The 14,006-nt window shown below is 65.1% G+C and carries 12 protein-coding genes; 7 read left to right on the plus strand and 5 right to left on the minus strand.

Annotated features, from left to right (window positions below):
• Positions 1 to 56: 56 nt before the first annotated feature.
• Complete coding sequence (locus tag AMD14_RS01400; protein WP_003490538.1) at positions 57 to 902, minus strand: ABC transporter ATP-binding protein; 846 nt, start codon at positions 900 to 902, stop codon at positions 57 to 59.
• Between the two features lie 146 nt (positions 903 to 1,048).
• On the opposite strand from AMD14_RS01400, the gene AMD14_RS01405 reads away from it, so the two are divergent.
• The 4 genes from AMD14_RS01405 to AMD14_RS01420 all read left to right on the plus strand — a co-directional run bounded on the left by AMD14_RS01405 (position 1,049) and on the right by AMD14_RS01420 (position 4,909).
• Positions 1,049 to 2,254: a DesA family fatty acid desaturase gene (locus AMD14_RS01405; RefSeq protein WP_011050148.1), complete on the plus strand. Its 1,206-nt coding sequence runs from the start codon at positions 1,049 to 1,051 to the stop codon at positions 2,252 to 2,254.
• 37 nt (positions 2,255 to 2,291) lie between these two features.
• A complete protein-coding gene (locus tag AMD14_RS01410) occupies positions 2,292 to 2,639 on the plus strand; it encodes an EF-hand domain-containing protein (RefSeq protein ID WP_011050149.1) in 348 nt (115 codons plus the stop codon).
• A 63-nt stretch (positions 2,640 to 2,702) separates the two neighbouring features.
• The gene (locus AMD14_RS01415; protein ID WP_011050150.1) at positions 2,703 to 3,440 is read left to right on the plus strand and encodes an ATP-binding cassette domain-containing protein; all 738 of its coding nucleotides are present in this window, start codon (positions 2,703 to 2,705) and stop codon (positions 3,438 to 3,440) included.
• Complete coding sequence (locus tag AMD14_RS01420; RefSeq protein ID WP_015462740.1) at positions 3,437 to 4,909, plus strand: ABC transporter permease/substrate-binding protein; 1,473 nt, start codon at positions 3,437 to 3,439, stop codon at positions 4,907 to 4,909. The genes AMD14_RS01415 and AMD14_RS01420 overlap by 4 nt, the downstream gene beginning before the upstream one ends.
• A gap of 258 nt (positions 4,910 to 5,167) precedes the next feature.
• Here AMD14_RS01420 and AMD14_RS01425 read toward each other — a convergent pair whose 3' ends face one another.
• The gene (locus AMD14_RS01425) at positions 5,168 to 6,349 is read right to left on the minus strand and encodes an aminotransferase class V-fold PLP-dependent enzyme (RefSeq protein WP_011050152.1); all 1,182 of its coding nucleotides are present in this window, start codon (positions 6,347 to 6,349) and stop codon (positions 5,168 to 5,170) included.
• A gap of 65 nt (positions 6,350 to 6,414) precedes the next feature.
• On the opposite strand from AMD14_RS01425, the gene egtB reads away from it, so the two are divergent.
• From egtB to AMD14_RS01440, 3 genes are read left to right on the plus strand one after another with little or no spacing between them, the layout of a single operon-like run.
• Positions 6,415 to 7,704 carry an ergothioneine biosynthesis protein EgtB gene (egtB, locus tag AMD14_RS01430; RefSeq protein ID WP_040107555.1) on the plus strand — a complete coding sequence of 430 codons (1,290 nt, stop codon included), beginning with the start codon at positions 6,415 to 6,417 and terminating at the stop codon, positions 7,702 to 7,704.
• On the plus strand, positions 7,701 to 8,687 hold the full coding sequence (egtD, locus tag AMD14_RS01435) for an L-histidine N(alpha)-methyltransferase (protein ID WP_011050154.1): 987 nt from the start codon (positions 7,701 to 7,703) through the stop codon (positions 8,685 to 8,687). The genes egtB and egtD overlap by 4 nt, the downstream gene beginning before the upstream one ends.
• A 15-nt stretch (positions 8,688 to 8,702) precedes the next feature.
• Positions 8,703 to 8,972, plus strand: a complete 270-nt coding sequence (locus AMD14_RS01440; RefSeq protein ID WP_015462742.1) for a DUF3253 domain-containing protein — start codon at positions 8,703 to 8,705, stop codon at positions 8,970 to 8,972.
• Positions 8,973 to 8,996: 24 nt separating this feature from the next.
• Here AMD14_RS01440 and AMD14_RS01445 read toward each other — a convergent pair whose 3' ends face one another.
• From AMD14_RS01445 to AMD14_RS01455, 3 genes are all read right to left on the minus strand, one after another.
• Complete coding sequence (locus tag AMD14_RS01445) at positions 8,997 to 9,575, minus strand: HipA N-terminal domain-containing protein (protein ID WP_011050155.1); 579 nt, start codon at positions 9,573 to 9,575, stop codon at positions 8,997 to 8,999.
• Positions 9,572 to 10,153, minus strand: coding sequence for a helix-turn-helix transcriptional regulator (locus AMD14_RS01450; protein ID WP_011050156.1), 582 nt, complete (start codon positions 10,151 to 10,153; stop codon positions 9,572 to 9,574). The genes AMD14_RS01445 and AMD14_RS01450 overlap by 4 nt, the downstream gene beginning before the upstream one ends.
• A 145-nt stretch (positions 10,154 to 10,298) precedes the next feature.
• Positions 10,299 to 14,006, minus strand: coding sequence for an indolepyruvate ferredoxin oxidoreductase family protein (locus tag AMD14_RS01455; RefSeq protein WP_011050157.1), 3,708 nt, complete (start codon positions 14,004 to 14,006; stop codon positions 10,299 to 10,301).

Here is a 14,006-nt window from a genome sequence, read left to right on the forward strand (position 1 = left end):
ATCGTCGGCAGCTCGTGCACGGACACGGCCTGCACGGGCTGCAGGTGGGGTGGCGGTTACTCGCCCACCGTCGCCCAACAGCGCTCGCCATCGCGTTGCACCCGCACCGGGCCGTCGAATACGGCCGACAGGCTGGCATCGGTGAGTAGCGCCTCGCGCGTGCCGTCTGCCACCACCTTGCCGGCGCGCAGCAGGATCACCCGTTCGATCTCCGGCACGATTTCTTCGATGTGATGGGTCACCAGCACCAGCGTGATGCCTTGCCGGGCGAGGTGCCGCATCGTCTCGAGCAGGTGCTGGCGCGCCACCAGATCCAGCCCGGTGGACGGCTCGTCCAGCAGTAGCGCCTGCGGGCGATTGACCAGCGCACGCGCAATCAGCACCCGTCGGGTTTCGCCGGCCGACAATTCGGCAAATTGCCGGTCCACCAGCGGCAATGCGCGTGCCAGCGCCAGCGCTTCGCGCGCACGCGCACGCATGTCGTCGCTGATCTCGCGATGCGGCGGCACCACGTAGCTGGCGAAGAATCCGGATAGCACCGCGCTTTCCACATCCAGTCCGGGCATGTCGGCCAGATTGACGCTCAGATCGCCGGTGACGATGCCCAATTGCGAGCGCAGGCGATCCACCTGCCAGCGCGTTTGTCCCAGCACCTTCACTGCGGCCTGGCCGTCGGCGCGCGCCAGCGGGTACAGCTCGCGCGTGATCAATTTGATGAAGGACGATTTGCCGCAGCCGTTGGGGCCCAGGATCGCGGTGTGCTGCCCCAGGGCGATGCGCAGACTCAGCGCATGCAGCACCCGTACCTGGCCGCGCATCACACTGGCCTGGTCGAGTTCGATCAGCGGGGCGGCGTTGGCAACGGCGGTGGAATCGGCAGCATTTTCGGTGGCAACAGTCATACGGGTGACAGCAGACGGAAGTGGGGAAGGGGGTCTGAACCGCTTTAGAAATGTAGGTGCAACCCTACGCATCCGAAGGGTGAAGTTTGCCGCGATCGCCCCCATCATGTCTGCATCAAATGGAGAGCGCTGCTGTGGAGATGCCGATGTTGTCCGATCCGATCATCGACGTTCTGACCTCCGGCGTGGCAGGGCTGGGCGTGTGGGGCATGCTGGCGGTGCTGCTGGTCTTCACCCAGCTCACCATCTTTGCAGTGACCTTGTACCTGCATCGCAGCCAGGCGCATCGCGGTGTGGATTTCCATCCGGTCATCGCGCATTTCTTTCGCTTCTGGACCTGGTTGACCACCTCGATGATCACCCGCGAATGGGTGGCGATCCATCGCAAGCATCACGCCAAGGTCGAGACCGAGGAAGACCCGCATAGTCCGCAGACCAAGGGCATCGCGCAGGTGTTCTGGCGCGGCGTGGAGTTGTACCGCGAGGCACGGACGCAGCGCGCCGATATCGAGCAGTACGGCAAGGGCGCGCCTAGCGACTGGATCGAGCGGCATCTGTACACGCCGCATGCCAATGCCGGCCCGATTGCGTTGCTGGTCATCAATGCCGTGTTGTTCGGATTGCCGGGGATTGCGTTGTGGGCGATCCAGATGGCGTGGATTCCGTTCTGGGCTGCCGGTGTGGTCAATGGCCTGGGCCACTGGTGGGGCTATCGCAATTTCGAGTCGGCCGACACCTCCACCAACCTCACGCCGTGGGCGCTGTGGATCGGCGGCGAAGAACTGCATAACAACCATCATGCCTTCCCGAGCTCTGCACGGTTTTCGATGCGGCGGTGGGAGCTGGATATCGGTTGGGTCGCGATTCGCGGCTTGCAGGCGCTGGGCCTTGCGAAGGTATTGCGGGTGGCGCCGTCGCTGGATATCCGCCCCAATATCGCCGTGCCCGATGCCGACACGCTCAAGGCGCTGCTCTCGCACCGGTTCCAGGCCATGACCGACTACCAGCGCAATGTGTTCAAGCCGGCGTTGCGCGAAGAGGCGGCCGCCACCGGCGCCAAGCTGCGCGAGTTGCTGCCGCGTCGCCTGCGCAAGGGCCTGGTCGATGACGGGCGCTGGCTCAAGCCGGACGCGCGTGCACAGTTGCAGGCATGGGTGGCGCAGCGTCCGCGCATGCGCACGCTGGTGGAGTATCGTGCGCGGCTGACCGCGCTGCTGGAAGCGCGCAGCCACGATGCGTCCGAACGGCTTCGGCAATTGCAGCAGTGGTGCCATGAGGCCGAGGCCAGCGGCAATGCGGCCTTGCAGGCCTATGCGGCGCGGCTCAAGGGGTATGCGCTGAGTGGTGCGTAAAGCGGGCGCCAGGTGCGCTGTGGTGCGTGTACAGCGGGTGCGTGGTGTGATCGTGCGAACCTTCGTGATCGTGGGGTTGGCCGCTCTGCCGGCGGTTGCCGCGCAGGCCCAGGTCCAGGACAGCCAGCAATATCTGCAGCGCATGGATACCGATGGCGATGGGCGGGTGAGCCTGGACGAATATCTGGCCTGGATGAGCTACGCCTTCGACCAACGCGATACCGACCACGATGGCGTGCTGCAAGGCGATGAACTGCCGGGCCGCCGCGACAAGCCGATCACCCGTGCGGCGCATCGCGCCACCCTGATCGCGCGCTTCGCCCGGCAGGATGCCGATGGCGACGGCTACCTGAGCGCACGCGAATTGCTCGCGCCGCCGCGCTGATGCGCGCTTTGCTGATGCGCATCTTCGCGCGTGGCTGACGCTGCGTTCGGCAAGCTCGGCCGCATGTTCACTCTCGACCAGGTCAGCCGCCGCTACGGCCAGGCCATCGCGCTCGATGCTGTCTCGCTGACGTTCGCCAGCGGCATTACGACCGCATTGATCGGTCCCAGCGGCGCTGGCAAATCCACCGTGCTGCGCATGTTGGTCGGGCTGGAGTGGCCGGACAGCGGGACGGTCGCCTTCGATGGCACGCCGTTGCAGCGCGCCAACCTGCAGGCGCAACGGCAACGCATCGGCTACGTCATCCAAGAGGGCGGCTTGTTTCCGCATCTGGATGCGCGCAGCAACGTGATCTTGCTGGCACGGACGCTGGGCTGGACACGGGAGCGCATCGATGCGCGTCTGGATGCCTTGTGCGCTCTGTGCCAGTTGCCAGCGGAGTTGCTGGCGCGCTACCCGGCCGAACTCTCCGGCGGCCAGCGCCAGCGCGTCGGCCTGATTCGTGCACTGATGCTCGACCCGCCGGCCTTGTTGCTGGACGAACCGCTCGGCGCGCTCGATCCCATCGTGCGCTACGACCTGCAGGCGCAGATGCGCGAACTGTTCGCGCAGTTGGGCAAGACCGTGGTGCTGGTCACCCACGATGTGGCCGAAGCCGCCTATCTGGCCGACAACCTGGTGCTGATGCGCGTCGGCCGCATCGTGCAGCAAGGCCGTGCGCGCGATCTGCTGGAGCAGCCGGCCGATGCCTTCGTGCAGCGCTTTCTCACCGCCCAGCGCAGCATTGGCGATGCCGCATGATGGCGCGTGCGCTCATCGCCGTGGTGTTGCTGATCTGCAGTGTCGGCGCGCAGGCCGCGCAGGTCACCATTGGTTCGAAGAACTTTACCGAGGCGGTGATCCTTGGCGAAATCGCCACCGCTGCCGGCAGGCGCTATGGTGTAGACGTGCAGCACCGCGCACAACTCGGTGGCACGCGCATCCTGTGGCGCGCGCTGGAGACCGGGCAGATCGACGCGTATGCCGAATACACCGGTACGCTGGCACAGGAGCTGCTGCAATTGCCCAACGCCAGCCAGGCCGAGCTACGCGCCGCACTCGACGCACGCGGGCTGGCGATGACCGATTCGCTGGGTTTCCAGAACACCTATGCCTTCGGAATGAAGCGCGAACGTGCGCAGGCATTGGGCATCGTCTCGTTGTCGGATCTTGCACGACATCCCACCCTCAAGATCGGTCTGAGCAATGAGTTCATGCAGCGGGCCGATGGCTGGCCGGGCGTGCGCGCGGCGTACGCGTTGCCGCAGGCTGCAACCGGGTTGGATCACGACCTGGCCTATCGCGCGCTGCAGAGCGGGGCGATCGGGGTCACGGATCTGTACAGCACCGATGCGGAGATTCCGTACTACCAGTTGCAGGTGCTGCGCGACGACCGCCGCTATTTCCCGGATTACCAGGCGATTTTTGTCTATCGCAAGGAGCTGGCGCAACGCTCGCCGGCGATGTTGCAGGCATTGCGGGGGCTGCAAGGACGCATCGATGAAGCGACCATGCAACGGCTCAATGCACAGGTCAAACTGGAGCGGCAGTCCGAAGCGGCGGTTGCCGCGCACTGGTTGGGCGTCACGCCGGCCTCTGACACGGACTCGCGCTTGACGCGCCTGCTGCAGCATACGCGCGAGCATCTGGCGCTGGTTGGCAGTTCGCTGGGTTTCGCCTTGCTGCTTGCATTGCCGCTGGGCGTGCTGGCGGCGCGGCGTCCGCGCCTGGGACAGGTGGTGCTGTCGTTGACCGGCGTGCTGCAGACGCTGCCGTCGCTGGCCGTATTCGTCTTCATGATTCCGTTGTTCGGCATCGGCGCCAAGCCGGCGATTGCCGCGTTGTTTCTGTATAGCCTGCTGCCGATCGTGCGCAACACCCACGCAGGGCTGACCTCGATCCCACGCGAACTGCGCCAGACTGCGCATGCCATCGGATTGCCAGCGTGGACACGCCTGTGGCGTGTGGAACTGCCGCTGGCACGCCGCACGATCGTGGCCGGCATCCAGACCGCTGCAGTGATCAATGTGGGCACCGCCACGCTGGGCGCGCTGATCGGGGCAGGCGGCTACGGCCAACCGATTCTCGCCGGTATCCGCCTGGACGATCTCGGTCTGATTCTGGAGGGCGCCATTCCCGCCGCCGTGCTTGCGCTGCTGGTGCAGGCACTGTTCGAAGGAGTGGAGCGCTGGGCAACGCCGTCCGGGTTGCGGATCAGCCAGCGGCAGTGACATGCGGCCTGCCTCGGCAGCAGCGGGTTTTGCATTGCGGCGCGATCGGGAGTGTCCTGTCGTCGGCAAGCCTGCCCCGACACCGACTGTGTCAGTTCGCTGAAGACCGCGCGCCGCCGCTTTACTGCCGCTGATCCTTGCGCCAATTGTCATGCGCAGGGCTCACTGGCCTTCGATGAAACCTTCCGGTGCTACTGACCGCGCGCAGGCCTGCATCGCTGCAGATGCCGGGCCTTCGATGTCGGCGTGCGCCGCGCCTCACCTATCGGGTAGCGCTGCAACGACCTGTGACAACGCGTGGTCGGTGACGCTCAAATGCGGTGCGATGCGCAGACGTCCATGCCGACGCGTGCAGACCACACCACCGGCGCCGAGCGCCGTTGCCACCGCATCCAACGCTGCTGCCGGCGGCTGCAGTGCGGTGAGATGCGGCGCATGTCCAGGCGTGCACCAGCTGCCCAAGCCGCGCGCCTGCAGGGCGGCGTCCCAATGCGCGGTCAACTCGCCCAACGCGGCTGCGATACGCGCCGGCTGCCACGCGTTGAGTTGTTGCAAGGCCACCGTAGCCATTGCGATCCGCAACGGGTCGGCCACTCCGCCCGCATCGAATCGCCGTGCACCGCCGCGATATCCCGGCGCGTTGGCCGCCGGAAATTCCCAACTGCTGCCCGCATCGCGGCCGATCCAGTGTTCTTCGATCGGCAGCCCGTCTGTACGCCACTGCGGTGCCACCCACAGCCACGCCAATCCCATCGGCCCGAGCAACCATTTGTGCCCGACGCTGACCACGAAATCCGGTTGCCAGCGGAGCAGATCGGGTGGCAACACCCCCAGGCTCTGGCTTAGGTCCAGCACCAGGGCAGCCCCGCGTGCATGCACGGCGGCACTGATGCGGTCCAGATCCAGCATTCGCCCGTCCAGCCAGTATGCATGCGGCAAGCTCGCAATCCGCAGCGCAGGCGTCTCGGCAATGACCTGCAGCACCGCATCGGTCAAGTTGCCGCCAGCGGCCGTGGGCACCGGCACAAGACGCGCGCCGGCCTCTGCGCAGCGGCGCTGCCAGATCAACAGATTGGAAGGGAATTGCCCTTCCAGCACCAGCACTGCGTGGCCGGGTTGCACGGGCAGATTGCGTGCGGCCGTGGCCAAGCCGTGCGCGGCCGACGGCACCATGGCCACCGCATCGGCATCGCCATCCAATAGCGCGGCCGCAAGCCCGCGCAATACTTCGATCTGCTGCAACCACGCATCGAACGGCAACCGCCATGGTGCGGCCATTGCGTCAACCGCCTGGTGCGCCACCGTCTGCATGGCGCGCAACAACGGCCCGCGCGACGCCGCATCCAGATAGATGACCCCGGAAGGCAGCGCAAATGCCTGCTGACGCTGGGCCCAGTCGAGGGGTGCAGCAAGCGTACTGGACAGAGATGGCGATGACATGTCTACAGCTTACCGCTGGCTGCCACGTTGCCGACACAGCACGTTCACGGGCGCTACCCAAGCATATGGCGATGTCTGCACTCTCTCCTCTGCTGGGCCACCTCCAGCAACAGCAGTTGACGCTGCTGGAACGCTACGCGCAGACCCGCGCGCTGAGCGACCGTCTCGCCGCACCCTTGAGCGCCGAAGACGCGATGGTGCAGAGCATGCCGGATGCGAGCCCGAGCAAATGGCATCTGGCGCACACCACCTGGTTCTTCGAACGCTTCGTGCTGCAGGCCGATCCGGCGTACCGCGTGTTCGACCCGGCCTGGGATTTCCTGTTCAACAGCTACTACCAGAGCGTGGGGCCGATGCATGCGCGGGCGCGCCGCGGCGTGCTGTCGCGCCCTTCGTTGCAGCAGGTGCGCGACTACCGTGCTGCGGTCGATATGCAGATGCAGCAGCGCTTGCGCGACGGCCTGCTCGATGCGCAGGCCTGCACCATCGTGCAGCTCGGTATCCAGCACGAGCAGCAACACCAGGAGTTGCTGCTGACCGATATCAAGCATGCGCTGTGGAGCAACCCGTTGCAGCCGGCCTACCGCGACCTGCCCACGCCGCCTGCGGCCGTCGCCAGCCCGCTGCGCTGGCATGCGCGCGACGAGCAGATCGTCCAGATCGGCGCCGCCGCCTGGCCACAGGCCGACAGCTTCGCCTACGACAACGAATCGCCACGCCATCGCGTGCTGGTCGGTGCGCATGCGCTGGGCAGCCGTGTGGTCACCAACGCCGAGTTCCAGCACTTCATCGATGATGGCGGCTACCGCAGTGCTGGTGCCTGGCTCAGCGATGGCTGGGCGATGGTGCAGGCGCAAGGTTGGCAACATCCCTTGTATTGGGATGCCGATGGCCGCGAGTTCACCCTGCACGGTTGGCGCACGCGCGATCCGCATGCGCCGGTCTGCCACCTGAGCCTGTTCGAAGCCGATGCGTTCGCACGCTGGGCCGGTGCGCGCCTTCCCACCGAAGCCGAGTGGGAGCAGGCTGCGACCGGCGTGCCGGTACAGGGCAATTTCGTCGACACCGATGCGTTGCATCCGCGTGGCGCCGAAGCAGTGGACACCGGTATGCAGCAGCTGTTCGGCGATGTCTGGGAGTGGACCGGCAGCGCGTACCTGCCGTATCCAGGCTTTACCCCGTGGCCCGGGTCGCTGGGCGAATACAACGGCAAATTCATGAATGCGCAATGGGTCTTGCGTGGTGGCAGTTGCGCCAGCCCGGCCAGCCATCTGCGTGCCAGTTACCGCAACTTCTTCTCCTCCGATGCGCGTTGGCAATTTGCCGGCGTGCGCCTTGCCAAGGATCTGCCTTGAACGTCGCCGCCCATGCCATGCAACGCGCGCACGCCGCGCTGACCGACCTGCGCCCGCAGCCGGACGACATCACCGCCGATGCACTGGCGGGGTTGTCGCAAACGCCCAAGACGCTGCCGTCGAAATATTTCTACGATGCGCGCGGCTCGCAACTGTTCGAAGCCATTACGCAGCAGCCGGAGTATTACCTCACCCGTACCGAACTGAGTTTGCTGGAAGCCAGCATGGGCTCGATCGCACAGGCGATCGGCGCTGGCGTACACGTGGTCGAATACGGCAGCGGCAGCGGCCGCAAGACCGAATTGCTGCTGCAGGGCCTGCGCGATGTGGTGGCCTACACGCCGCTGGAAATCTCGCGCACGGCGCTGCTGGAAAGCACCGCGCGGCTGGCCCAGCAATTTCCGCAGATCCAGATGTTGCCGGTGTGCACCGACTTCACCAAACCGCTGCGCTTGCCCGATGCGCAGCGCCCGGCGCGGCGGCACGTGGTGTTCTTCCCCGGCTCGACGCTCGGCAATTTCGCCGATGCTGCCGCGATCGAACTGCTGGATGCGATGCGCCAGACCATGGGCAGCGACGGTTGCGCCCTGATCGGTATCGATCTGGACAAGGACGCCGGGCTGATCGAAGCGGCCTACAACGACGCAGCCGGCGTCACCGCCGAGTTCACCCTGAACCTGTTGGCGCGGCTCAATCGCGAGATCGGGAGCGATTTCGATCTGGACGGCTTTCGTCACCACGCGGTGTACGTCCGTGAGCGCGGCCGCATCGAAACCTTCCTGATCAGCCAGCGCGCACAGCGCGTGCGGGTCGGCGGCAAGGACGTCGCGTTTGCCGAAGGCGAAGCGATGCAGGTCGAATACAGCTGCAAGTACACCGACGCGCGCTTTGCCGAACTGGCCGCCGCAGCCGGGCTCAAGGTCACCCACGGCTGGAACGATGCCAAGGATTGGTTCGGCCTGCGCCTGCTGCGCCCATTGTGATGCTGCGGGGCGGGCGTGCAATCGCCCGATGATGCGCAGGTTGCCGCGTCGATCCGGCGCTTGCTTGCGCAACGTCGGCCCGAGCAATCGATCTGTCCCTCGGAAGTGGCGCGCGCGTTGAGCGATGACGCAGCGGTGTGGCGAAGCCTGATGCCCCAGGTGCGTGCGGTGGCCGCAGCTGCCGCCTGCGCTGGCGTCGTTCGTATCACCCAGCAAGGCAGAACGGTGCAACTGCCCGATGTTCGCGGACCGATTCGCCTGATGCGCGGGCCGCATTTCGACTGACGCCCCATCGATTGGATGCGCCAGCTACCATGTGTAACGGGATTCGCCGCTCGGTGGTTTGAGGATATGCGTGGTCGGGATGCGTCCGGCCGGGATGGCCCACTGCAGGCCGTCGTGCAGCAATGCGATCTTGGCCTGCGCGCCGGCCAGGCTGAACTGCCCCACGTCTTCGACTTGGCGCGCCGCACCGATGTCCTGACGCAGCCTGCGCAAGCGTGCTTCCAGTTCGCCATCGGTGAGCGGTTCGATGCCATCGCTGGCGCCGGACAGCACATCTTCGAGCCTCGCTTCGGTGACGAACTGCACCGCACCAGCGCAATCCTCGCCCACATGCGACAACAGGGCGAGCGGATTGCGCGGCGAGACCTGGAACCTGGAGGCCCAGCGTTGCAAGGTGGCTTCGTTGTCTGGCAGCAGGCCCCACAGCACTGCACTGACCGCCTCGGTCGGGTGATGTTCCCTGCTGAGGGGAAGGTTCAAAGACAGCGGTATCGCACTCTTTGAATGCTGCCAGTCCGGCGCGTAGGTGAATCGTGGATGCCCGTGCGGGTCGGACGCGAGGTGCCCGATCGTTTGGTTTTCGATCAGCGCGACCAGTCTCACGGAACGCCCTTCTTTTTGGAAGATGGCGAGATGACCTTGGATATTTTCTCTGCCTCGCCGATCTTCAAACTATCAGCTACTGTCTCGCCAATCTTCAAGCGATTCGTTGCTGAGAACTGCTTATGCAAGTGCTCATTGGCTGGATTCTTTTTAACGCTTGCACCGATAATCGGGGGAGATTTATCTAAGCCAGTGTTTTTCAGCGCATCGAACGGCGAGAATTGATTCTTGAAGATGTTGTTGTTGAACGCATTGAAAACGGTCGTTCCCAATGGTGGATTGGCCCGGTTATGTTCAATGATCGCGTCGAGATTGATCGGCGTTACGGTGTCGCGATCAGGCACGCCCACCTCCGAAACCTGGGCAACGCCTGGGCCCAACATCAACTCCAGCCCCAGCGCCTGCAGTGCCCGCAGGATCAATTGCAACTCCGCGCGCGGCTTGCCTTTCTCGATATCGACGATCCATTGTCGGCTCACGCCGATTTCGTGGGCCAGGCGAGCCTGATCCCAGCCCAGGCGCTTGCGCCTGGCACGGATGATATTACCGATATCGGAAGGCGTGCGGACAGTATCCATGAGCGCAATGTAAGCGATCGACGACATTGCTGCAATGTCGTCGATCGCTTACATCAACTTGCATTTTTCCACGCAAGGGCCCGGCCATCTCCACACGTCATGTCGTCGAGCGACTACATCAACAAAATGTAATCGTTCGGCGACGTCAAGCCGCCTGCACCACATGCAACGCCTTGGGATTGCGCCACTGTGCCAGCAGCGCGGCTTCGCGCGCCTTGGCTTCCTGCAGATGCGCATGCTTGACGTGGCCATAGCCACGAATGTGCTCCGGAATGCTGGCGATCTGCGCGGCCAAACCCACGTTATCGGCGTCCAGCCGTTCCAGCAGCATGTGCACGGTTGCGCTGTAATCGGCAATCAGCTGACGCTCGCCACGCCGTTCTTCGCTGTAGCCGAAGACGTCGAGCTTGCCGCCACGCAGGAACTTCAACCGCGCCAGCAGCTTGAAGGCGGTGAACATCCACGGCCCGTACTCGCGTTTGATCAGGTTGCCGTGCGCGTCTTTCTTTGCCAGCAACGGCGGCGCCAGATGGAAGCGCAGCGTGTAGTCGCCCTCGAACTGTTGCTGCAACCGGCGCTGGAAATCGCCACGCGTATACAGCCGCGCCACCTCGTATTCGTCCTTGTAGGCCATCAGCTTGAAGGCGTAGCGGGCCACCGCCTCGGTCAACGCGTTGCTGCCGGGCGCGCGCTGCAGCTCGTGTGTGCGTACGCGCTCGACCAGGCTGCGATAACGTTGCGCGTAGGCGGCATCCTGGTAGTCGGTCAAGAACGCGACGCGACGCGCGATGGCCTCGTCCAGCGAGTGCGCCAACTGCTCGTCGTCCAGCGGCGCGGCCGGCGCAGCGACCTCGCCATGCAGCGTGCTGCCATCGGTCTGCGCCAGCGCACGCGGCGCGCTCTGGCCGCTGAGATCGTGCTCTTCCCAGCTGCCTGGTCCGCGTGCGTACGGTGTATCGCCATGCAGATGTGCAGGCGCGTCGGCACCGGCCAGACCCGCAGCGCGTTGCACCGCCGGCAGATCGATCGCCGCCAGGCGCCCCCAGGCGAACGCCTGCTGATTCATCGCAACGGCTGCGCCATTGAGTTCGATCGCGCGCATCAGCGCCGCATGCGACAACGGCACCAACCCGTGCTGCCATGCGTAGCCGAGCACGAACAGATTGCTGGCGATGGCGTCGCCCAGCAACGCCGTTGCCAACTGCGTGGCATCCAGCAACAACGGCTCCTGACCACCGAGCGCGGTGCGTACACCGGCGATGATCTCGGCAGCGGGGAACTGCAGGTCCGGTTGCGTGGTGAATGTGCCCGGCATTGCTTCGTAGGTGTTGAGCACCACCTGGGTGCGGCCATCGCGTACTTTGGAAAGTGCCCAATAATCGTTGACCACCACCATGTCGCAGCCCAGTACCAGGTCTGCTTCGCCTGCCGCGATGCGCACGGCATGGATGTCGGCGGGCTGGCGTGCGATGCGGATATGCGTGGTCACCGCGCCGCCCTTTTGCGCCAGGCCGGTCTGGTCCAGCACCGTGGCGCCCTTGCCTTCCAGATGCCCGGCCATGCCGAGCAGCGCGCCGATGGTCACCACGCCGGTGCCGCCGACGCCGGTAATCAGGATATTCCAGGGCCGTTCCAGCGTGGTGCGCCTGGGCGGCTCGGGAAGCGCGTCCAGCAGCGTGCTGGCGTCGCGCCGCTTGCCCTTGCGCGGCGCACCGCCATGCACGGTGACAAAGCTCGGGCAGAAGCCGGAGACGCAGGAATAATCCTTGTTGCAGTTGGACTGGTCGATCTGGCGCTTGCGCCCGAATTCGGTTTCCTTCGGCAACACCGACACGCAAAAACTTTTCTCGCCACAATCGCCGCAGCCTTCGCACACCAGCGAATTGATCATCACCCGCTTGGGCGGATCGATCAGTTTGCCGCGCTTGCGACGGCGACGCTTTTCGGTCGCGCAGGTCTGGTCGAAGATCAGGATCGACACGCCTTTGACGGTACGCAGATGCTGCTGCACTGCGTCCAGTTCGCCACGATCGTGAAACGCGACCTCAGGCGGAAACAGGTCGCGTCGCCGCGTCCACTTGCCGATGTCGTCGCTGACCACCGCAATCTCATGAATGCCTTCGGCGCGCAACTGATGTGCAATGTCGGGCACGGTGAGCGTGCCGTCCACCGGCTGCCCGCCGGTCATCGCCACCGCATCGTTGTAGAGAATCTTGTAGGTGATGTTGACGCCAGCGGCGACCGACTGCCGGATCGCCAGCGAGCCGCTATGGAAATACGTGCCATCGCCCAGGTTCTGGAACACATGCGGGGTGCCGGTAAACGGTGCCTGCCCCGACCACGTCACCCCTTCGCCGCCCATGTGGGTGAAGGTGTCGGTGGCGCGGTTCATCCAGGTCACCATGTAGTGGCAACCGATGCCGCCCAGCGCGCGCGAGCCTTCCGGCACGGCGGTGGAGGTGTTGTGCGGGCAGCCCGAGCAGTAATGCGGCACGCGCGGGAATTGCGCGCGCGGCAAGGCCATTTCCGCTTCCTTGGCATCCATCCAGCGCAGGCGCTGCTGGATCGAATCGGTATTGATCGTGCTCGATTGCAGCAGGCGCAGGATGCGCCTGCCGATCACCGCCGCGATGGTGGCCGGTGTCAGTTCGCCGGTGGATGGCAGGATCCACGCGCCTTGCTCATCGTACTTGCCGACGATGCTCGGCCGCGCACCGGCACTGGCCGGCCAGTTGTAGAACAGCTCCTTCATCTGGCGCTCGATGAAGGCTTTTTTCTCTTCCACCACCACGATGTCTTCCAGGCCCTGCGCAAACGCGCTGATGCCCACCGGTTCCAGCGGCCAGGTCATGCCGACCTTGTAGACGCGGATGCCGATCTGCGCGCAGGCCTGCGCGTCCAGGCCCAGATATTCCAGCGCCTGCAACACATCCAGGTAGCTCTTGCCGGTGGTGACGATGCCCAAGCGTGCGTGCGGTGAATCCAGCACCATCTTGTCGATGTGGTTTGCGCGCGCAAAGGCTTGCGCGGCGGCAATCGCATAGCGATGCAGGCGCATCTCCTGATCCACCGGCGGGTCCGGCCAGCGGATGCTCAAACCGCCCGCCGGCAGCGCGAAATCCTCCGGCAGCACGATGGTGCGGGCGAACGGGTCCACGTTCACCGAGGCGGACGATTCCACCGTTTCGGCAATCGTCTTGAAGCCGATCCAGCGCCCGGTGTACCGGCTCATCGCCCAGCCCAGCAGGCCCATGTCCAGGATGTCCTGTACTCCGGCCGGGTTGAGAATGGGCATCATCGCGCTGACGAATTCGTCTTCCGACCCGTGCGGCAGGGTCGAGCTGCGGCAGGCATGGTCGTCGGCGGCCAGTGCCAGCACGCCGCCAAACGGCGAGGTGCCGGCAGCATTGCCGTGCTTGAATACGTCGCCGCTGCGGTCCACGCCCGGCCCTTTGCCGTACCACATGCCGTAAACGCCCTGCACTTTCGCGCCGGGGAACAGGTTGGTCTGCTGGGTGCCCCACACCATGGTGGCGGCAAGGTCCTCGTTCAGGCCCGGAGTGAAGGTGACCTTGGCCGCGTCCAGGTGTTTGCGCGCCCGCCACAGTTCCAGGTCCAGCCCGCCCAGCGGGCTGCCGCGGTAGCCGCTGATGAAGCCGGCGGTCTCCAGCCCGGCAGCGTCATCGCGCAGGCGCTGCAGCAGCGGCAGCCGCACCAGCGCCTGCACACCGGACAGGTAGATGCGCCCATCGGTGCGCGTGTACTTGTGGTCCAGCGTGTAGTCCGCATCTACCCGGCCGAGCTCCGGCGTGTTGGCAGAGTCGGGAGAAGAAAGCGCAGCAGTACTGGTCAT

The organism is Xanthomonas citri pv. citri (assembly GCF_000961215.1).
In the GTDB taxonomy this organism is placed as follows: domain Bacteria; phylum Pseudomonadota; class Gammaproteobacteria; order Xanthomonadales; family Xanthomonadaceae; genus Xanthomonas; species Xanthomonas cissicola.